A 20914-nucleotide genomic window follows, 5' to 3' on the forward strand; every position below is an offset into this window, starting at 1 on the left:
CATGCCATTTAGTTTGAGCAGCGAGAGGAGATGACGATGGCTGACCCCCGTTTTATCCACCTGCGAGTCCACTCCGACTTCTCCATGGTCGATGGCCTGCAGAAGATCAACCCCATCGTCGGGGCTGCTGCGGCCAATAACATGCCGGCGCTGGCGCTGACCGATCAGATGAACATGTGCGGTCTGGTGCGCTTCTATGGCGCGGCCCACGGCAAGGGGATCAAGCCCATCGTCGGTGCCGACTTCTGGGTGCAGAGCGATGAGCTCGGCGACGAGCAGTTCCGCCTCACCCTGCTAGCCATGGATAACGACGGCTACCAGAACATCACCCTGCTTATTTCCCGCGGTTACCAGCGCGGCCACGTGCAGGGGCGTCCGGTTATCGACAAGAGCTGGCTCGCCGAGCATGCCAAGGGGGTGATCGTCCTCTCCGGCGGACGCGAGGGGGATGTGGGCAAGTTCCTGCTCAAGGGCAACCGGCAGATGACCGAGCAGTGTGTCGCCTTCTATCAGACCCACTTCCCCGATGCCTACTACCTCGAACTGCTGCGTACCGGTCGACCCGACGAAGAGGTCTACCTGCACATGGCGGTGGCCATCGCCACCGAGTTCGAGCTGCCAGTGGTCGCCACCAACGAGGTGGTGTTCCTCAACGCCGATGACTTCGACGCCCACGAGATTCGGGTTGCCATCCACGATGGCTATACCCTGATGGACAAACGCCGTCCCCGTCGCTACAGCCCCCAGCAGTACCTGCGCAGTCAGGAGGAGATGGCGGAGCTGTTTGCCGATATCCCCGAAGCGCTGGAAAACACGGTGGAGATCGCCAAGCGCTGCAACGTGACGGTGCGTCTTGGCGAGTACTTCCTGCCCAACTTCCCGACCGGTGACATGACTACCGAAGATTTTCTGGTGGCCAAGTCGAAAGAGGGTCTGGAGGAGCGTCTCGAGTTCCTGTTCCCGGATCCGGCGGTGCGTGCCGAGCGTCGTCCCGAGTATGACGAGCGTCTCGACATCGAGCTGAAAGTGATCAACCAGATGGGCTTCCCGGGTTACTTCCTCATCGTGATGGAGTTTATCCAGTGGTCCAAGGACAACGGCATTCCCGTTGGCCCGGGCCGGGGCTCGGGTGCAGGCTCCCTGGTGGCCTACGCCCTCAAGATCACCGACCTCGACCCGCTGGAATTTGACCTGCTGTTCGAACGTTTCCTGAACCCCGAGCGGGTATCCATGCCCGACTTCGACGTCGACTTCTGCATGGACCGACGCGACGAGGTGATCGAGCACGTCTCCGACATGTATGGCCGGGATGCGGTGTCCCAGATCATCACCTTCGGTAGCATGGCGGCCAAGGCGGTGGTGCGGGATGTGGGCCGGGTGCTGGGCCATGCCTACGGCTTTGTGGATCGCATCTCCAAGCTGATCCCGCCGGATCCGGGCATGACGCTGGCCAAGGCATTCGAGGCCGAGCCCAAGCTGCCCGAGCTCTACGAGCAGGATGAGGAGGTCAAAGACCTCATCGACATGGCCCGCCGCCTGGAAGGGGTGGTGCGCAACGCCGGTAAACATGCCGGTGGCGTGGTGATCGCACCCACCAAGATCACCGACTTTGCGCCGCTCTACTGCGATGACGAAGGCCATCACCCGGTCACCCAGTTCGACAAGAACGACGTGGAATACGCCGGTCTGGTGAAGTTTGACTTCCTGGGTCTGCGAACGCTCACCATCATCGACTGGGCGCTCGGCATGATAAACCCGCGTCTTGCCAAAGAGGGCAAGCCGCCAGTGGATATCGCCGCCATCCCCATCGATGACAAGAAGTCGTTCGACCTGCTGCAGCGCTACGAGACCACGGCGGTATTCCAGCTGGAATCCCGCGGCATGAAGGATCTCATCAAGCGACTGCGCCCCGACTGCTTCGAAGACATGATCGCTCTGGTGGCCCTGTTCCGACCGGGCCCGCTCCAGTCAGGCATGGTGGATAACTTCATCGACCGCAAACACGGTAATGAAGCGATCTCCTATCCGGACGAGAAGTGGCAGCACGAGAGCCTGAAACCGATTCTGGAACCGACCTACGGCATCATCCTCTATCAGGAGCAGGTGATGCAGATCGCCCAGACCCTGGCGGGTTATACCCTGGGTGGCGCGGATATGCTGCGCCGGGCGATGGGTAAGAAAAAGCCCGAGGAGATGGCCAAGCAGCGGGCCGGTTTCGAGGAGGGTGCCGTCAAGAATGGCGTCGACGGCGAACTGGCGATGAAGATCTTCGATCTGGTGGAGAAGTTTGCGGGCTACGGCTTTAACAAATCCCACTCCGCCGCCTACGCGCTGGTCTCCTACCAGACCCTCTGGCTCAAGACCCACTTCCCGGCCGAGTTCATGGCGGCGGTGATGACCGCCGATATGGACAACACCGACAAGATCGTGACCCTGGTTGATGAGTGCCAGCGGATGGGGCTCACTGTGATCCCGCCGGATGTGAACACTGGGCGCTATCGCTTCTCGGTCAACGAAGATGGCCATATCGTCTACGGGATCGGGGCGGTGAAAGGGGTCGGTGAAGGCCCCATCGATGCGATCTTGAGCGCCCGGGATCAGGACGGCCCGTTCCGCGATCTGTTCGACTTCTGCAACCGGGTCGACATCAAGAAGCTCAACAAGCGGGTGATGGAGAAGCTGATCCTCTCCGGCGCCATGGATCGGCTCGGCCCCCACCGTGCCGCCCTGATGGCGACCCTGGAGGAGGCGATGCGGGCCGCCGAGCAGCACGCCAAGGCGCAGGCGGTGGGGCAGGTCGACATGTTCGGCGTGCTCACCGAAGAGATTGACGACGTCAAGAAGGCGTTTGCCAACGTGCCGCACTGGCCTGACAAGGTGTGGCTGGAAGGGGAGCGCGAGACTCTCGGGCTCTATCTCACCGGCCACCCCATCAACCAGTACAGCAGCGAATTGCGTCGTTATACCTCGGGTCGCCTGTGCGATCTGCATCCCACCTCCCGCGATACCGTGACCACGGCGGCGGGGCTGGTGATTGCGGCCCGCAGCATGGTGACCAAGCGTGGCAACAAGATGGGGATCTTCACCCTGGACGACCGTTCCGGTCGCCTCGATGTGACCCTGTTCAGTGAAGCGCTGGAAAAATATGAAGAATTGATGCAAAAAGACCGCATTTTGGTGGTTTCTGGACAGGTCAGCTTTGATGACTTCTCCGGTGGCCTTAAAATGTCGGCTCGAGAATTACTGGATATCAACGATGCGAGGGAGCGTTTTGCCAGAGCAATCCGCATCTCCCTCGATGAACAGCGGATTGATGATCGCTTTTTCCCGCGTTTGTGCGAGATTTTGGAGCCCGCCCGTGCCGGAGTCTGTCCGGTTCAGGTAAACTATCGTCGCCCCGGCTCCCGGGTGCGATTGACGCTCGGTACCGAGTGGCGGGTGACGCCCACCGATCAACTGATAGATGACTTGCGAGTCCTGCTTGGACGAGAGCGGGTTGAATTGGTTTTTGATTAGAGGTTCTAAGGCCCTATGAGTCTTTTTCTGGATTTTGAACAGCCGATTGCCGAGTTGCAGGCGCAGATTGATGAACTCAAACATGTGAGTGAAGGCAATCACGCCGTGGATCTGAAAGACGAGATCCGCCGGCTGGAGAAGAAAAACGAAGAGCTGACCAAGAAGATCTTCGGTGATCTGGGGGCCTGGCAGGTATCCCAGATGGCGCGTCATCCCCAGCGCCCCTACACCTTTGACTATATCGAGCATATCTTCACCGATTTCGACGAATTGGCTGGCGATCGCGCCTATGCCGATGACAAGGCTATCGTCGGCGGCATCGCCCGTCTCGACGGTGAGCCTGTGATGGTGATTGGTCACCAGAAGGGTCGCGAGACCAAAGAGAAGATCAAGCGCAACTTCGGCATGCCGCGTCCGGAAGGGTACCGCAAGGCCCTGCGTCTGATGGAGATGGCCGAGCGCTTCAAGATGCCGATCATCACCTTTATCGACACCCCGGGCGCTTACCCCGGCGTCGGTGCCGAAGAGCGTGGCCAGTCCGAAGCGATTGCCCGCAACCTGAAAGTGATGGCAGGTTTGACCGTGCCGGTTGTCTGCACCGTGATTGGTGAGGGTGGCTCCGGTGGTGCGCTGGCAATCGGCGTGGGTGACCGGGTCAACATGCTGCAGTACTCCACCTACTCCGTCATCTCGCCGGAAGGGTGTGCCTCCATCCTGTGGAAGAGTGCCGACAAGGCCTCCGTAGCTGCCGAAGCGATGGGCATCACTGCCCAGCGTCTGAAAGAGCTCAAGCTGATCGACCACGTGATCGACGAGCCCCTCGGCGGTGCCCACCGCGATGTGGAGAAGATGGCCAAAAACCTCAAGGCTCGCATCAAGCAGGATCTGGACGCCTTGCGTCCGCTCGATACCGAGCAACTGCTGGAGCAGCGCTACCAGCGTCTGCTGGGCTACGGCTACTGCTAAGCGCAGCCGTTAATCCCGAATATTCAGGCCCCCGTCATCGACGGGGGTTTTTTATTGCTGATGACTTGTCTTGCGGTGATTGCGCCAACGCGCCCTGAAACGGCGCCGCTCACTCTTCGCGGGTGAGGGGCAGGGTTGGTATGCCATGCCGTTGGTGAGGGCTGTCAGGGACTGCGGCAACGCGTTGTCTGTCGCCTGCCCGCTGCATCCTGTGGAATCGTTAGCGGTGGCATGACATGCCGCTTGATCATCCGATTGCGGCATAAAAAAGCGCCCCGGCTGTGCGGAGCGCTTTTACAGGTGTCTGGTGGTATTACAGTTCAATCTCGTCTGTAAGACCTTCATAGGCGATATCGATGGATTGCAGCTCCTTCTGCAGGCGATGTTTGTCTTTCAACGCCTCGATTTCACGCCATTTACGTTTTTTTCCCGTTGTCCCGCGGCTACGCGAACCGAGTTCAACCACCTCGTCATAATCGAAGTTGAACATTTCCATGGCTCCCTCCTTGGTTTTTATCGTTTTCACCACCCGTATAACATAACGAATCTGAAATTAAAACGTTTTCGTGACGACTCTATGACAGCGCTAAAAAAGCCCATGAAAAAAACCGGGCCCCTTGTTAGGGGCCCGGTTTTTATCAGAAAAAAGAACCGATTACAGGCGGCTTGCCAGCATGGTTTCCAGCTTGCCCTGGTCGATGGCGAACATGCGGATGCCTTCGCCCAGCTTCTCGTGAGCCATGGCATCCTGGTTCAGTTCCCAGCGGAATTCGGCTTCGGTCATCGGGGTCGGTTTGGCCTTGCGCTCACCGGTGTAGTCCAGTTTGCGTACCACGGTCCCTTCGGTCTTGCTCAGCTCTTCCAGCAGGGCCGGGCCGATGGTCAGGCGGTCGCAACCGGCCAGTTCCAGGATCTCGCCGGTATTGCGGAAGCTGGCGCCCATCACGACAGTCGGGTAGTCGTGCTGCTTGTAGTAGTTGTAGATGGAGGTGACGGAGACCACGCCCGGATCTTCGCTGGCGGTGTAATCACGGCCATTTTTGGCCTTGTACCAGTCGAGGATGCGACCCACGAACGGGGAGATCAGGAAGGCACCGGCTTCGGCACAGGCACGGGCCTGGGCGAAGGAGAACAGCAGGGTCAGGTTGCACTGGATACCCTCTTTCTCCAGTACTTCAGCGGCACGGATCCCTTCCCAGGTGGAGGCCAGCTTGATCAGAATGCGGTCGTTGCTGATACCCGCTTCGTTGTAGAGACGGATCAGCTTGCGGGCCTTGGCGATGCTGGCTTCGGTATCGAAGGAGAGGCGGGCATCCACTTCGGTAGAGATGCGGCCAGGAACGATCTTCAGCACTTCCAGACCGATGTTGACGGCCAGCTTGTCGCCCGCGTCGATGATTTGCTGTGCCTTGTCCTGGCTCTGGGCTTTGGCCCAGTTGATGGCGTCTTCGATCAGCGGAGCGTACTCGGGGATCTCGGAGGCCTTCAGAACCAGAGAGGGGTTGGTGGTGGCATCGATGGGCTGATAGCGTTTGATGGCTTCGATATCACCGGTGTCGGCAACAACAGTGGTCAGGGCTTTCAGCTGGGTTAATTTATCGGCCATAGCGAATATCATCTCTTAATGAGGGAGTAATCCCTGGGTTGCGGGCTTGAGACGGTGGTTCTGAAATAAAATTACAGGATCTTGGTGCCTCAGGCTCAGAAAAGCGCGATGGGGGCGGCCCATCGTCATTGCCTGCCTAATTAATACTGATGTGCTGCATCCTGCAATAGGGGCGCTTGGTTGTTAAACATTCAGGCTGTTGAGTCATCCCGTTTTATGGCTTGAAACTATATGATTAGTAAGGTTTTTTACATTTCATTCCGACCTCGCTCCGGTTTGCTTTCAGCTGAACTTTTTTAGCCAATATCCATATTTGTGTCGTCGATCACATAAATTATCTCGCTACGTACTTGAAATTTAATTACAGCGAAAACGTTTGGCGAAATGTCTCCGTTTGAAAGCCATTTCATGCAAGCGTTTGCGTTTTCGCATAGCTCATCAGGGATATATCAAAAAGGTTCTCTTATGGGGCTTAATGGTGGCCTGTCTGATTGAATTATTGAGTTTGTTGAAAGTTTGCGATTTAAATGGAGCTTTATGGGCTTTTACCGTTCGTTTTTTGTGTCTCGCGTGACCGGGATCACTATTCCGGGCTCTCCCGCTGTGCTAGATTCCGCCCCTTTAGCGAAACGCTAATTAAACGACAGACAGAAAACGGTCAGCGCAGACTGGCCATGGATGTGAATAACAACGAGAGAATTATGGACACCTTGATTGCGATGCTAAACGACCTGATGTGGGGAGCCGTGCTCATCTACCTGCTCATCGGGGTCGGTATCTTTTTCACCTTCCGCCTGGGTTTTATCCAGATCCGTCACTTTGGCCACATGTTTTCCGTGCTGAAAAACAGCCGTAAATCGGACAACGCAGGCATCTCCTCCTTCCAGGCCCTCTGTACCAGCCTTGCCGCTCGTGTCGGCACCGGCAACCTGGCCGGTGTGGCTGTCGCCATCTATCTGGGTGGCCCCGGCGCCATCTTCTGGATGTGGCTGATTGCCTTTATCGGCATGGCGACCGCCTTCGTCGAAAGCACCCTTGCCCAGCTCTACAAGGTCAAGGATGAGGATGGCAACTACCGTGGTGGCCCGGCCTACTACATGGAGAAAGGCCTTGGCATGCGCTGGATGGGGGTGGTCTTCTCGCTCTGTCTGATCCTGGCATTTGGCCTTGTGTTCAACGCGGTGCAGGCCAACTCCATCAGTCTGGCGATGAAGGTGGCGTTTGGCATTCCTGACTGGGTCAGCGGTCTGGCGCTGGTGGCTCTCTCCGGCCTGATTATCTTCGGCGGCATTCGTGGCATCGCCCGTTTTGCCGAGCTGGTGGTGCCCTTTATGGCGCTGGCCTACATTCTGCTGGCGCTGGTCATTGTAGCGATGAACATTACCGAGTTGCCCCATGTCTTCATGCTGATCATCAAGTCCGCCTTCGGGATTGAGCAGGCAGGCTCGGGTGCGCTCGGTTATGCCATCTCCCAGGCGATGATCAACGGTATCAAGCGCGGTCTCTTCTCCAACGAAGCAGGGATGGGCTCTGCGCCCAACGCCGCGGCTACTGCCACTCCCTATCCGCCGCACCCGGCCTCTCAGGGTTATGTGCAGATGCTGGGGGTCTTTATGGACACCATCGTCATCTGCAGCTGTACCGCCGCCATCATCCTGATGTCCGGTCAGTTTGAGCCGGGATCCGGCGTGACCGGTGTCGAGCTGACCCAGCGGGCGCTATCCTCCCAGATTGGCAGCGGTGGCAACATCTTCATTGCGGCGGCCATCTTCTTCTTCGCCTTCACCTCTATCGTGGCGAACTACTCCTATGCCGAGACCAATCTGGTGTTCCTCGAGCACAACCACAAGGGTGGCCTGATGCTGTTCCGAGTGTTCGTGCTGGGGATGGTGATGTTCGGTGCCGTGGGTGAGCTGCCGATCGTGTGGGCGATGGCGGATGTCTCCATGGGTCTGATGGCCATCGTCAACCTGGTGGCGATCCTGTTGCTTTCCAGCGTTGCCATCAAGCTGGCGAAGGATTACAACGACCAGCTCCGGCTGGGCAAGGTGCCCACCTTCGATGCCAACAAATACCCCGAGATCCGCTCCCAGCTGGAAGAGGGGATCTGGGACAATCCGACCAAAAAATAACAAGCGGTAAGTCAAACCTCTTGATTAAAACCTGAAGGGGGAGCCGGTGGCTCCCCCTTCTTTTATGGCGCGCTTTTCGGTTGCTTATCCCAGCGCCGAACGAGTTGCCTGATACGCCGTTGCAACTGGCGCCAGCAGCGCCCTTGTTGCCGGTCGTTGAGGGGGGCATAACGCCAGCGGCGATAGAGCCACGCACCCTTTAGCAGGGGATGGGCAAGGTCGGGACGCAGCCGTGCTAGCCGCTCGCACCATGCTCCCATGCTCTCGGCAGGCTCTGGGGAATAGCCGCTGCGTTTGCCCCGTTTGAGCAGGGGTTGCCAGATGCGCCGCTCTGGCGGCAGACGTGCGGGCAACAGCAGGGGCAAGCTCACCAGCAGGGCGACCAGCATCAGGCTGGCGAGGATCAACCAGGGAGTGTATCCCGCCAGTGCAGGCCAGCGCAGACTGATTTGTTGCCAGAGCTGGCCCGCATCGTAACCAATCACCCAGCGACTCCACTGGTAGTCGATATTGTTGCCCCACCAGCGCAGCTGATTGAGCAGAGCCCAGTTGCGATAACGCTGCAAAGCTAGGGGGTCGGCGGCGGTAAACTCGTCGCTCAGCGCCTCCCTCACGCCGCCTTCAATGCGCTCCGGCGCCACTGCCGCTGTGGGGTCGATTCGCCGCCATGTTCCTCCTTCATCGAGATACTCCACCCAGGCGTGAGCATCGAACTGGTGTACCGCCAGATAGTTGCCTCTGGGATTCAACTCGCCGCCGAGATAACCGGTGACCAGCCGTGCCGGAATACCGGCAGCGCGCAGTACGAAAGCGGTCGCCATGGCGTAGTGGCCGCAAAAGCCGCGCCGAGTATCGAACAGGAACTCATCCACCCCGTCACTGCCAAGCCGTGGCGGTGTCAGGGTGTAGTAATAGGATTGGCTGCGAAACTGCGCGAGCAGGGCGGCGACCAGCTCTGCGCGATCCGGATGGCGTGCGGCCAGCTCTTGGCCGTGAGCTCGCGCTCTCGGGTTGCCCTCGGCTGGCAGTTGCAGGTTGCGCTGGGCGGCTTGGTGGTCATCCTCGGGCAGCGCTTCGCCGCGGCTAATGCGATAGCGGATCGCCACCTCGCCGCTCCCCTGCCGATAGAGGGTGTCGAGAGGCGTGAGCATTACCGGTCCCGCCAGCAGGCGCGGTTCGCTCAGGGCAAAGGCCCAGCGGTGGCGCTGGGGCTCGGCAATCACCTCGTAGCTCCCGGCTGGCAACGGGTTATCTGCCAGTTGAGTATTGGCTTGTGAAGAGGATGCCAGAAGGGTGAGCCCGGTCTGCACCGGCACTGTCTGCTGCCATGCTTTGACCTCGGGGCTCAGCAACCAGCGCTGACCATCGAAAACTTCTTGGCGCATCACCGGAAAGTAGCGCTCGCGGACAGGGGGCGGGCCATCGGCAAAGGTGACCCTAAAGGCCAGCTCCGATGAGTTGACCAGTTCGCTGATATCGCCGGGGGCCAGCTCTTCCGAGAGCCCCGACAGGGCGCGGCTGGTGGTGGGCATCTGCCAGAGGGGCGGCAGCCTTGGCAGCAGCAGAAACAGGGTGATGAGCAGAGGAAGCGCCAGCAGCAGGGAGCCACCCGCGCTGCGCCATGGCCTTTTCTGTTCGGGGGCGATGGCGGCCACCAGCGCGGTCACTGCCAGCCAGAGCGCTACTGTTATTCCGACCGTCCAGCCGATGCTCTGTCGCTGCACCAGCGCCAGCGCGATGAGAAAGAAGGCGAGCAGCAGCACCAGCTCGATATCCCGCTCGCGCCGTACCTCGATCATTTTGAGGCTATAACCGAGCCAGAGCAGATTGATCAGGGCGGGCAGGGTGCCCAAGCCACGCCACTGTAGTCCCAGCAACAGCACAGTAGTGATGGCCAGCAGCGCCAACCCGCGGGCAGGCAGGGGCGGCCAGCCGCGCCACAGCATCATGGCCCGGACGCCGAGGGTGATGGCGCCCACTGCCACTACCCAGAGTTGCAACTGGGGCCAGAGCGCAGCGACCAGCAGCAGCTGTTGCAGGGCGATGAGTGGCAGCAGGCGGCGGTTATCGAGCAGCATCTGGCGTGCTCTTCGGTGGTGTGGCATCGAACTGGGCTAGTGCCAGCAGGCAGCGCTGCACAAAGGTGGCGCCACTATCGGGCCCCTGCGTCTGGTTTGCCAGCGTCAGGGTGAAGGGGATGCCCCGCTTGCCGTAATCGGCGCACCACCAGGCCAGCACCGCCAGCCGTTGCTCCAGATCCCCGCCTGCGACCCGCGGCAATGTGAGGTGAGTGTCATCCTGCTGCGGTTCATGGAACTGTTTGGTCAGCAGGCCGCGCCCTTGGGCAAGTTGCTTCCAGGCGACTCGGCTCAGTGGCTCACCGGCCTGATGTGTCCGCAGGGTATCAAAGTCACCGAGGGGAGCTGGCGCGGGCTGGCCCTGATGCCCTTCGCTTTGGGTCGCATGTTCCCCTCTTAGTGCCCCGAACGCGGGTTTGGGGGCGAGCCAGCCCTCCAGTTGCAAGTCCAGCAGGGACCAGCAGCGAAACAGGCCGAGAGGGTAGCGGCTCTCGACCCGCAATCGACCAAGGGGCAGTGCCCCACGGCGCGAGCCCGATACTGGCAGGATAATTGTGCTGGGCACAGCGTCGGCCTGTGCCAGCCAGAGGGCGCCTTCGTTGAGGCTAAAGTGAAGTGCCTGTACCGGGCGCGGGCTCTGCACCAAGATACGGATAGGAAGCTGGCTACCCGCTTCCCCGAGCATCAGTGGGCCCCCCAGCAGCTCCAGCCCCAGCAGATTGCGGTGGGTGAGCCACATGGCGGCCATAAACAGGCTGCCGAGGCAGTAGGCCACCAGCAGCACCAGATTGTTCTGGTAATTGGTGCCGAGCAGATAGATGGCGAGCAGCACCAGCAGATAGAGCAGCCCCATGCGGGTGGGGAGGATAAAGAGGCTGCGGGTACCCAACGTGATCTGGCGGGCCGGGGGAATGCGGCGGTCGAGCCAGCGTCGCTGCCAGCGGGCTCGCCACTGCTGCCAACGGTTTAGCAATTTGCTCATCAGGGATTGTCCGGATCGACCCTGGCCAGCAGCCGCTGGCTAAGGGGACAGGCTTCGCCGTGCTGTACGCCAAAGCTGCCCCGCAGCCGATGCTCGGCCACATAGGGGAAGACTGCCTGCACATCCTCCACCGTGACAAAGCTCCGCCCCGCCACCAGCGCCCAGGCACGGCTCACCGCCAGCAAGGTCTGGGCTGCACGGGGGGAGAGGGGCTGTGGCAGATCCCCATCAAAGCGGCTCTGGTGCACCAGCGCCAGCAGGTAGTCGAGGGTGGCATCGGAAACATGGATAGCATCCCCTTCGCTTTGCAAGGTGGCGAGTCCGGCAGCATCCAGCATGGCGGGCAGTGGGCCCGTCGGCTGGTGGCCGCGTAGCAGCTGGCGCTCCGCCTCTCGCGGCGGAAAACCCAGCGAGAGTCGCACGGCGAAGCGGTCGAGTTGGGACTCCGGCAGTGGATAGGTGCCCGCCTGATCCGCCGGGTTCTGGGTGGCGATGACGAAAAACGGATCGGGGAGGGGATGCGTATTCCCCTCAATGCTCACCTTGCCCTCTGCCATCGCCTCCAGCAGGGCGCTTTGTACTTTGGGGCTGGCGCGGTTGATCTCGTCCGCCAGCAGTACCTGGGTGAAGATGGGGCCGGGGTGAAAGCGAAATGTTTGCTGCTGGGGGTCAAAGATCTGCAACCCCAGCAGGTCGGCGGGGAGCAGATCGGCGGTGAACTGCATGCGCCGGCATGCCAGCCCCAGTACCTGTGCCAGCGCGTGGGCCAGGGTGGTTTTGCCCATACCGGGCAGATCCTCGATCAGCAGATGACCGCGCGCCAGCAGGGTCACCAGCGCGATTTTCAGTTGCAGCGGCTTGCCCAGAATGACTTGCTCCAGTGCCGCCAGCAGCCCGGCAATCTGCTCTTCTCTCTCCATTCCCTTCATACACATTCCCTGTATTGCGTCGCACCTACAGCTTATACGCCCGCAAGAGCGAAGGCAGATAACAGACGGGCGGTAAAAGTGCTGCGCAGGGATGGCTATGAGCGGGAGGTGACCCGGTTTATTGCTGAGTCTGCTCGATTCAATATGGCCGCTATGGCACGTAACTCAATACAATATTTCCTGATTGGAATGTACCGATCGCCATCTCTTCACTAGGTGAGAGCGGTGGGCACCCATATAGTTGCCCCATTGCGACGCGCTGTGTTGCTACCTTTGTCACCACCTTGGCCCCGCCACTGTTCGCCTGTCGCTGTGATCTGGCAGGCATCTACACGCCAATCTGCTATGGAGCATCCATGCTTGTTTTCCTGTTGTGCACTTTTCTGATGATCATCCTCTATCCGGTCGGGATCGATCTCTATCTGGTGGCGGTGCCCCAGATTGCCGATACCCTGCAGGCGAGCGAGGCGCAGATCCACACGGCCTTCTCCATCTATCTGTTTGGCATGGCGGCGACCGTGCTGCTGGGGGGAATGATTGCCGATCGCTACGGGCGGCGCTGGGTGGTGCTCGGGGGGGCGCTGATCTTTGTCCTCGCCTCGCTGGTGGCAGGCAGCGCAGAGGGGATAAGTCAGTTCTATTTCGGTCGTTTCTGGCAGGGGGTTGGGGCCGGTGCGCTATATATCATGACCTTTACCGTGCTGCGGGACGTGCTGAGTCAGGAGCGGCTGGCGATGGCGCTCTCGATGATCAACGGGGTGATCTGTGTGATCCCAGTGCTGGCGCCGGTGCTCGGTTACCTCATCCTGTCGCATTTTGACTGGCGTGCGATTTTCGTGGCGATGGCGCTGGTGGCAGCCGTCAGCGGTCTGGTGAACTTGTTGCTGCTCAAGGAGACCCGCCCGGCCCGGCAAACGGGGGGGGGCACAACGCTGCCTTTTGCCCTGCTGCGCTCGCCGCGCTTTATGCTGCTCTCCCTGCTGACCAGTGCCAGCGTGACCTCTATTTTGGTCTATGTCAGCGTCTCGCCGCTGATCCTGGTGAAGGAGTTTGGCTTCACCACCGAGCAGTACTCCATCGTGATGATGGTGATGGCCGGGGTGAGTATGTCTACTTCTTTCTTGACCCCTCTGCTGTTGCGCTGGCTGGGCAAACAGAAGGTGCTGGCGGTGTCTCATCTCTCCTATCTGCTGGCGGCCTGCTCACTGATCGGCAGCTGGCAGGCGGGGGGCGATATCCATCTTTTGCTGCCGGGGTTTGCGCTGGTCTGTGTCGGCTTCTCCTGTGGGTTCGGGGTGGCGATGGGGGAGGCGCTCGATGGTTGTCAACACAATGTGGCGTTCGCCAGCGCGGTGCTCTGCATCATGCAGATCAGCCTCTCCGGCCTCTATATCTGGCTGCTGGGCCAACTTGGCTTTGCCCCGACCGAGATGCTGATCTGCGCCCTGCTGCTGGCACTGCTCAGTTACCTGGCTGCCAAAGGGCTGTTACCATGGCTCGCGCTTCGTGAAGTGCGGTCGCAGGGCTGATGGAAGATGAGAGGGGATATGCGCAATCTGGGTGAACTCGATTTGAACCTGCTGGTGGTGTTCAAGTACCTGATGCAGGAGCGCAGTGTGGCAGGGGCGGCGAAAAAGCTCTGTGTCACTCCGTCGGCGGTGAGCAAGTCTCTGGCCAAATTGCGGGAGTGGTTTGACGATCCCCTGTTTGTGCGGGTACGGCAGGGATTGCAGCCCACCAACCTCTCCCTGACCCTGGAGGAGGAGCTGAAAGTCTGGTTCCAGCTCACCGACAGCATCACCTCGCTCAATAGCGAGGCGATCCCCGACGGCGCCCGCTTCACGCTGGTGATGGAGTCCCCCTTCTACATCAGCTTTTTGAGCGATCTGCCCATGACCATCTACCAGAAGTACCCCAACTCGGTAGTCAGGATGCTGGGGTGGGATCACCACTCCCTCAACGACATCGTCAACGGCGATGCAGATCTCGGCTTCTGCGCCCGTGAGACCCATGGCCGCTCCCAAGCCAAGGTCAACCGCTTGCCCTACTACATCGATCACGAGGTGCTGTTCACCGATCGCCCGGTGGTGTTCCTGCGCAAGGATCACCCCCTGCTCGGGCAGAAGTGGTCGCTGGAGAACTTTCTGGCCTGCCCCCAGATCAGCATGGTGTGGGAAGCGAACGATACCTGGGCTCTCGACAGTCTGCTGGAGGACGAGGGGCTGAAGCGGGAGGTGCCCATCATGGTCTCCAGCTTCGAGCAGGCGCTGCATATTGCCTCCCAGTCGAGCCACGAACTGATTGCGGTGGCCCCTTCCTACTGCGGTGGTTATGCCAGTCGGCATCACGGCAATCTGATCGCCATGCCGCTGCCGCTCCCCGAGAAGCTCTACGCCCAGCTGGAGATCGCCTTCATCTTGCTGTGGCACAAGCGGCACAATCAGGATGCCAAGGTGATGTGGCTGCGCAACGAGATCCGGCGACTCTACAACGATGAATCGCCACGCTAATGTGGCCGTGACGGTGCCCATCGATCAGCCGGAGCCATCAGCTTCGGCTTTTTGTTGTCGTATCGCCCGGATGAGTGGGCTTTGGCACGACTTAAGTGCCGAGTTCGGGTTCAAGCTGTGTGCCATTCAACTCTCTTTATGCACATATTGACCTTGGTTGCACGTCTCGAGTGAAGCTCTTTTCACGAAAAGAATTCATGTGGTTTCATTAGAAAACTTCACCTATGGTCGCTTTTAAAGTGTGATCGACCATTAAGTTCCTGTATTTGCAGTGATATAGCATGACTCCCCTTGAAATGACGGGGTTAGATAGCGCCTGTGTAGTGTGATAGCCAGTAGAGCGCGGAGTGAACCAGCCCCACAGGTCGTCTGTGGCCGTGTCATGCCCCGTCCATCTAGCCACCAGCCATGAGTGACGGAGCAGAGGGGAATAAGTATCAAGGTTGATAAACCGGCTTGAGTAAAGGGATGCAGCAAAGGTAGAACCCGGAGCCGGTAACTGTACTGGGAGACGCCACTCACCATCCCCCGATAACACCTAATTGAAACCGGCTAGATGAAAAACACCTTTCATCGAACGAGGCCCATGCACCCGAAAATAGCCAGATTGGCAGGCTGACTGTGCTCCCCGTTATGGCAATGGCGGGCAAAAAATAGTGCGGCAGCCACCACCAGATTAATAAAAATAAATCTCAGCAAAGGCAGGTTGATATGCGTCCAGCAACAGCACCCACCGGGTTGTTACAACAACCCAAACCCTTCTTTATGATATTTTTCGTCGAACTCTGGGAGCGCTTCGGTTATTACGGCGTGCAGGGGATATTGGCGGTTTTCTTTGTACAGCAACTGGGTTTTTCCCAAGAGCAATCCTTTATTACCTTCGGTGCCTTCTCGGCGCTGGTATATGGTCTGATCTCGGTCGGTGGCTATGTCGGCGACCATGTGCTCGGCACCAAGCGCACCATGGTGCTGGGGGCCGTGGTGCTGGTGACAGGCTACTTTATGACCGGCCTCTCTATCTACAATCCCGACCTGATTTTCTATGCGCTGGGCACCATTGCAGTTGGTAACTGCCTGTTCAAGGCCAATCCGGCCAGCCTGCTGTCAAAATGCTACCAGCCAAAAGATCCGCGGCTGGATGGGGCGTTTACCCTGTTCTATATGTCGATCAATATTGGCTCCCTTATCTCCCTCTCGCTCGCGCCGGTGATTGCCGATCACTACGGCTATACCGTGACCTATAACCTGTGCGGGGTGGGGCTGATTATTGCGCTGCTTACCTTCTTTGCCTGCCGCAATATGGTCAAGGATATTGGCTCCGAGCCGGATCACCTGCCACTGAATTACAGCAAGCTGTTGCTGGTTATATTGGGTTCGGTAGCCATGGTCTTCTTCTGCGCCTGGCTGATGCACCACGTGGTGATCGCCAACATGGTGCTGATGACGGTGACCATCGCCGTGGTGATCTTCTTCTTTCGCGAGGCGTTCAGGCTCGATGCCGTGGGCCGCAACAAGATGTATGTGGCCTTCGTGCTGATGCTGGAGGCGGTGCTCTTCTATGTGCTTTACGCCCAGATGCCGACGTCTCTGAACTTCTTTGCCATCAACAACATGCACCACGAGATGCTGGGCATGAGCGTCAACCCCATCAGCTTCCAGGCGCTCAACCCCTTCTGGGTGGTGGTGGGCAGTCCGGTACTCGCGATGATCTATACCCGGATGGGTAGCAAGGGGCGGGATCTCACCATGCCGCTCAAGTTCACCCTCGGGATGTTCTTCTGCTCGCTGGGCTTTCTGACGGCGGCGGCATCCGGCTGGTGGTTTGCCGATGAGCAGGGGCTGACCTCCCCCTGGTTTATGGTGCTTATCTACCTGTTCCAGAGTCTGGGCGAGCTGATGATCAGTGCGCTGGGGCTGGCGATGGTCGCCGCGCTGGTGCCGCAACGCCTGATGGGCTTCATTCTCGGAATGTGGTTCCTGACTCAGGCGATGGCGTCCCTGCTGGGGGGCTATGTGGCGACTTTTACCGCCGTGCCGCAAGGTGTGACGGATCCGCTGCAAACCTTGCCCATTTACACCGGCGTGTTTGGCAAGATAGGAATGGCGACCCTGCTGATTGCGGTGGTGATGGGGCTGATGGTGCCCTGGCTCAACCGGATGATGAATGCAACGCCGACAGAGGCCGAGGGGCTGGTCGCGGGTCAATCACAAGCGTAATGAGGGGAGGATAGTGCGAGACAAGGCAAGGGCTGCGACCCTTGCCTTGCTGTTGATGGCTTAGTTGTACTGCTCTTCCATCCAGGCTTCGACGATCAGCTGCGCCGATACTCCGTCCACACTGCCTTTTTCCAGCGCGCGATAGCCGCCTCGCTCAAACAGACGGGCGCGGGCATCTGTGGTGGTGAGTCGTTCATCCTTGAACTCCACCGGCTTGCCGAAACGGCCATGCAGCCGGTTGCCGAATTTGCGGGCCCGTACCGTGATCTCCTGATCTGTGCCATCCATGTTCAGCGGCAGACCGACCACCAGCAGGTCCGGTTGCCACTCCTTGAGCAGCTTCTCAATCTCGTCCCAGTTGGGGATGCCGTCGTTGGCCTTGAGGGCGCGCAGAGGCTGGGCTGTGCCAGTCAGCTCCTGACCGATGGCGACGCCAATGCTCTTGGTGCCATAGTCAAAGCCCATGATGCTGCGTGATGACATAACTGATAAATCCTCGAAATAGAGAGCGGAGCGGGCCAGCCGATCAGCTGTGGCCGATATCGCTGGAGAGGTGAACCGGGTTCACCCCTATGCTGGCGGCAGCTTGCTGCCAACGTTTGTGAATGGGGGTCTTGAACACCAGAGCCGGATTGGGGGGGATCACCAGCCAGGCGCCATCCACCAGCTCCTGCTCCAGCTGCCCGGCGCTCCAGCCGGCATAGCCAAGGGCCACCAGCCAATGGGCTGGGGCCTCGCTCGTACCCAGAGTTTCCAGAATATCCTTGGAGGTGGTCACCATCATCTCATCCCCCACCTGCAGGGTGGAGTTGAAACCGGGGCGGAAGCTGTGCAGCACGAAGCCGCGATCGGCGTGAACCGGCCCCCCTTGCAGTACCGGCTGCTTGAGCTCCGGGTTGTTGGGCGGGCTGAGCTGGAGCTGGGTCAGCATGGTTTCCAGCGACATCTCGACCGGAATGTTGACGACCAGTCCCATGGCGCCCTCTTCGTTGTGCTCGCACAGATAGACCAGCGAGCGCTCGAAATAGGGATCCGTCAGGCTTGGCATGGCAAGCAGGAAGTGATTTTGCAGTGTTTGCATAGAGGCCAAATAGTGCAAAGGTATTTGAGGTCAATTATGGCAGTTGATCCCCATGGGAAAAACCGCTTTTTGGGCAGGGCGAGATCCCGCCCCTTTCCGGATTGCCTTGAAACAGAGAGGGTGGCGCCGGGCCACCCTCTCTGTTTCCGGGCTTGTCGGGGGCGGGTTACCCCTGAACAGGCCGGTTTAGCCTGTCTGGCGATTATTTGCCCAGCCGACGCTCGATGGCATCCATCAGCATGCCTGTGATGTGTACATCGAACGCTGCTTCAATCTCGCGAATGCAGGTCGGGCTGGTGACGTTAATCTCGGTCAGCCGATCGCCGATGATATCGAGGCCGACGAAGATTAGCCCTTTCTCTTTCAACGTTGGGCCCACCGCACGGGCGATGGCCCAGTCCGATTCGCTCAGGGGGCGTGCTTCACCACGGCCACCGGCCGCCAGATTGCCGCGGGTCTCCCCCTGCGCCGGAATACGGGCCAGGCAGTAGGGAACCGGTTCACCGTCCACTACCAGTACCCGCTTGTCGCCATCCTTGATGGCGGGCAGATAGGTCTGCGCCATGCAGTACTGGCTGCCGTGGGCGGTCAGGGTTTCGATAATCACACCGACGTTGGCGTCATCCTCCTTCATGCGGAAGATGGAGGCACCGCCCATGCCGTCCAAGGGCTTCAAGATCACGTCTTTGTGCTTCGCGTGGAAGGCGCGCAGCTTGTCGGCGCGGCGGGTTACCAGCGTGGTCGGGGTGTGCTCGGCAAACCAGGCGGTATAGAGCTTCTCGTTGGCGTCACGCAGGCTCTGCGGCTTGTTGACGATAAGGCAACCCTCATCCTCTGCCCGCTCCAGCATGTAGGTGGCATAGATAAATTCGGTGTCGAACGGCGGATCCTTGCGCATCAGGATCACATCGAGGTTGGAGAGGGGCTGATCCACCACCTCGCCCAGCGTGTACCAGTCGGCATAGTCATATTTGACGGTCAGCGGGCGCATGGTGCCAAAGGCGCGACCGGCTTCCATGTAGAGATCCTTCATCTCCAGATAGAAGAGCTCATAGCCGCGCTTTTGCGCCTCTTCGAGCATGGCAAAGCTGGAATCTTTCTTGATGTTGATGGCCGAGATGGGGTCCATCACGATGCCGAGTTTAATGGTCATCCGCAGTTCCTTTTTAATGGCTCGATAGGGTTGTAGGGTCGATTAGCGCAGCGTAATCGGCCGCTTGCGGCTGCGTCGATGCAGCCATGAGGCTGATTGATGCGGCCGATAGTATCAAGCGAGATCGCCAAAGCGGCACTGCAGCGCAGTGATCGCAGTCAGGGCGGCAGTTTCGGTGCGCAGCACCCGCGGCCCCAACAGCATCTCTTTGAAATCTTCCTGCACGGTACGGGCGATCTCGTCGCTCGACAAGCCCCCTTCCGGGCCAATCAGCAGGCGCACGCCGTGCTCGGGAACGGGCAGGGTGTTGATGCTGTACTCGGCGCGCGGGTGCAGGTTGAGCTTGAGCTCCTTGGTCTCTTCCGCCAGCCAGGCGTCCAGCTCCATCGGCATGCGCACCTCTGGCACCACGTTGCGGCCGCACTGTTCGCAGGCGCTGATCACCACCTTCTGCCACTGCTCGCGCTTCTTCTCCAGCCGATCGGCCGGCAGCTTGACGCCGCAGCGCTCGGAGAAGAGCGGAGTGATGCAGGTGACGCCCAGCTCAACCGATTTCTGGATGGTGAAGTCCATCTTGTCGCCACGGCTGATCACCTGACCCAAGTGGATGGCCAGCGGTGACTCCACTGATTGGACGTCGCAGCGGTCGATGGTCACTTCCACCGACTTTTTGCCGACGCTGGCGATGGTGGCGGGGTATTGATTGCCATCGCCGTTGAACAGCTCGAGCTGCTGGCCCGGCTGCATGCGCAGTACCCGGCCGATATGGTTGGCGCCGTCTTCCGACAGGGCGATGGTCTGGCCAACTTGCAGGGTGGCCGGTTCATAGATACGTGGAATGCGCATGGCTGCTTGTCAGTCTCTTGCTTGGAAACCCTTCATATCCTGCTGTGAGGCGGCAAGCAATGCTCACGCGGCAGTGGGTAAGGGTTTCATGATAGGAGGGGCGATCCCCCTCCCTGGTCAAATGGGGTTATTGGCACTGCTTTTCAATAAAGGGATTGGTATTGCCCTGCAGCTTGCCGATGCGGCGGTTGCGCTCGCACTCCCAGCCATCTGCCGGGTACTGGCGATCCCAAGCTTCAAACAGTTTACGCTGTTGCGCTGCCAGACGCAGCCCATACTGCTGGCTCATGTAGAGGTAGGCGCGGGCAATCTGGCCCCGTACCGGCCCCTTGGGCGGCTGCACTCGACGATCCTTGAAATCCACCAGCATCTGGCACTGACCGTACTGATCCGGCTTGCCGTTCCAGTCGGAGAAGCGGTAGTTGGCCCGATCGCCATTCACCTCGCCGATGGCGGGGAAGAGGTTGTGCATGTCCCCCTCCATCTTGTTGAACTCGGGGCTCGCTTTTTCGCAGTTCTTGCGACCGCCATCCTGCCAGCACTGCAGCTGGTGGCCGAACTCCCAGGCCGGGACCACGTGTTCCCACTCGATGCGGGCGGCGCGCTTGGCCTGCTTGCGCGGCTCATAGCCGCAACTGGCCAGATCCGGGTTCATTTTCTTGCCCTGATAGTCGATGTCGCAGCCGCAGTAGAAGGTGGTGACCGCAGGCTGACTGCGATAGAGCTTCACCAGATCCTGCTTGGCTTCGCGAAAGGTCTGGGCGTGCAGGGGGGAGCTGAGCAGCGGCAAGCCGGCCAGCAGGGTCAGGGCGAGGGAGGAGATGAAACGCATGGGATTCCTTGCAAACGGGGTGATTGACGAACGATGGCGGGCACCCTACCACAGGGGCGCGACACA

General features: G+C 59.6%; 16 protein-coding genes. 6 read left to right on the forward strand and 10 right to left on the reverse strand.

Features of this window, described 5'->3' with window-relative positions; translation table 11 throughout:
- Nucleotides 1–36 precede the first annotated feature (36 nt).
- Both dnaE and accA read left to right on the forward strand, forming a co-directional pair.
- Nucleotides 37–3516, forward strand: coding sequence for a DNA polymerase III subunit alpha (gene dnaE / locus AB5Y67_RS14250; protein ID WP_064337094.1), 3480 nt, complete (start codon nucleotides 37–39; stop codon nucleotides 3514–3516).
- A 15-nt stretch (nucleotides 3517–3531) separates the two neighbouring features.
- Nucleotides 3532–4482 carry an acetyl-CoA carboxylase carboxyl transferase subunit alpha gene (accA, locus tag AB5Y67_RS14255; RefSeq protein ID WP_005338549.1) on the forward strand — a complete coding sequence of 317 codons (951 nt, stop codon included), beginning with the start codon at nucleotides 3532–3534 and terminating at the stop codon, nucleotides 4480–4482.
- A gap of 313 nt (nucleotides 4483–4795) precedes the next feature.
- On the opposite strand, the gene AB5Y67_RS14260 is transcribed toward accA, so the two are convergent.
- Both AB5Y67_RS14260 and tal read right to left on the reverse strand, forming a co-directional pair.
- Nucleotides 4796–4978, reverse strand: a complete 183-nt coding sequence (locus AB5Y67_RS14260; protein ID WP_005338547.1) for a DUF3545 family protein — start codon at nucleotides 4976–4978, stop codon at nucleotides 4796–4798.
- A gap of 159 nt (nucleotides 4979–5137) precedes the next feature.
- Nucleotides 5138–6088, reverse strand: a complete 951-nt coding sequence (tal, locus tag AB5Y67_RS14265; RefSeq protein ID WP_076492916.1) for a transaldolase — start codon at nucleotides 6086–6088, stop codon at nucleotides 5138–5140.
- Between the two features lie 701 nt (nucleotides 6089–6789).
- Between tal and AB5Y67_RS14270 the strand changes: the two genes are divergently transcribed.
- On the forward strand, nucleotides 6790–8220 hold the full coding sequence (locus AB5Y67_RS14270) for a sodium:alanine symporter family protein (RefSeq protein WP_013724018.1): 1431 nt from the start codon (nucleotides 6790–6792) through the stop codon (nucleotides 8218–8220).
- Nucleotides 8221–8282: 62 nt separating this feature from the next.
- Here AB5Y67_RS14270 and AB5Y67_RS14275 read toward each other — a convergent pair whose 3' ends face one another.
- Genes AB5Y67_RS14275 through AB5Y67_RS14285 form a run of 3 tightly spaced genes read right to left on the reverse strand, consistent with a single transcriptional unit; the run spans nucleotide 8283 to nucleotide 12200 of the window.
- Nucleotides 8283–10298 (reverse strand): transglutaminaseTgpA domain-containing protein, encoded by a 2016-nt coding sequence (locus tag AB5Y67_RS14275; RefSeq protein ID WP_368207874.1) that lies wholly within the window; start codon nucleotides 10296–10298, stop codon nucleotides 8283–8285.
- Nucleotides 10285–11280, reverse strand: coding sequence for a DUF58 domain-containing protein (locus AB5Y67_RS14280; RefSeq protein ID WP_199427481.1), 996 nt, complete (start codon nucleotides 11278–11280; stop codon nucleotides 10285–10287). Before AB5Y67_RS14280 ends, AB5Y67_RS14275 begins: the two co-directional genes overlap by 14 nt.
- Nucleotides 11280–12200: a MoxR family ATPase gene (locus AB5Y67_RS14285; protein WP_199427518.1), complete on the reverse strand. Its 921-nt coding sequence runs from the start codon at nucleotides 12198–12200 to the stop codon at nucleotides 11280–11282. Before AB5Y67_RS14285 ends, AB5Y67_RS14280 begins: the two co-directional genes overlap by 1 nt.
- A 365-nt stretch (nucleotides 12201–12565) precedes the next feature.
- On the opposite strand from AB5Y67_RS14285, the gene AB5Y67_RS14290 reads away from it, so the two are divergent.
- The 3 genes from AB5Y67_RS14290 (at nucleotide 12566) to dtpB (ending at nucleotide 16936) form a co-directional block, all read left to right on the forward strand.
- Nucleotides 12566–13738 (forward strand): MFS transporter, encoded by a 1173-nt coding sequence (locus AB5Y67_RS14290; RefSeq protein WP_199427482.1) that lies wholly within the window; start codon nucleotides 12566–12568, stop codon nucleotides 13736–13738.
- Between the two features lie 18 nt (nucleotides 13739–13756).
- Nucleotides 13757–14719, forward strand: a complete 963-nt coding sequence (yidZ, locus tag AB5Y67_RS14295) for an HTH-type transcriptional regulator YidZ (RefSeq protein WP_139493771.1) — start codon at nucleotides 13757–13759, stop codon at nucleotides 14717–14719.
- 711 nt (nucleotides 14720–15430) lie between these two features.
- Nucleotides 15431–16936: a dipeptide/tripeptide permease DtpB gene (gene dtpB / locus AB5Y67_RS14300; protein WP_199427483.1), complete on the forward strand. Its 1506-nt coding sequence runs from the start codon at nucleotides 15431–15433 to the stop codon at nucleotides 16934–16936.
- Nucleotides 16937–16996: 60 nt separating this feature from the next.
- Here the strand turns inward: dtpB and ruvX are convergent, their stop codons facing one another.
- The 5 genes from ruvX to AB5Y67_RS14325 form a co-directional block, all read right to left on the reverse strand.
- Nucleotides 16997–17419 carry a Holliday junction resolvase RuvX gene (ruvX, locus tag AB5Y67_RS14305; protein ID WP_005343821.1) on the reverse strand — a complete coding sequence of 141 codons (423 nt, stop codon included), beginning with the start codon at nucleotides 17417–17419 and terminating at the stop codon, nucleotides 16997–16999.
- 43 nt (nucleotides 17420–17462) lie between these two features.
- Nucleotides 17463–18017 (reverse strand): YqgE/AlgH family protein, encoded by a 555-nt coding sequence (locus AB5Y67_RS14310; RefSeq protein ID WP_100646584.1) that lies wholly within the window; start codon nucleotides 18015–18017, stop codon nucleotides 17463–17465.
- Between the two features lie 202 nt (nucleotides 18018–18219).
- Complete coding sequence (gene gshB / locus AB5Y67_RS14315) at nucleotides 18220–19170, reverse strand: glutathione synthase (RefSeq protein ID WP_047435649.1); 951 nt, start codon at nucleotides 19168–19170, stop codon at nucleotides 18220–18222.
- Between the two features lie 114 nt (nucleotides 19171–19284).
- Complete coding sequence (rsmE, locus tag AB5Y67_RS14320) at nucleotides 19285–20016, reverse strand: 16S rRNA (uracil(1498)-N(3))-methyltransferase (protein WP_069556423.1); 732 nt, start codon at nucleotides 20014–20016, stop codon at nucleotides 19285–19287.
- A gap of 127 nt (nucleotides 20017–20143) precedes the next feature.
- Nucleotides 20144–20848, reverse strand: coding sequence for an endonuclease (locus AB5Y67_RS14325; protein WP_199427484.1), 705 nt, complete (start codon nucleotides 20846–20848; stop codon nucleotides 20144–20146).
- Nucleotides 20849–20914: the final 66 nt, after the last annotated feature.

Origin of the sequence: Aeromonas sp. s12 (assembly GCF_040907925.1) — a bacterium.
Lineage (GTDB): Bacteria > Pseudomonadota > Gammaproteobacteria > Enterobacterales > Aeromonadaceae > Aeromonas > Aeromonas veronii.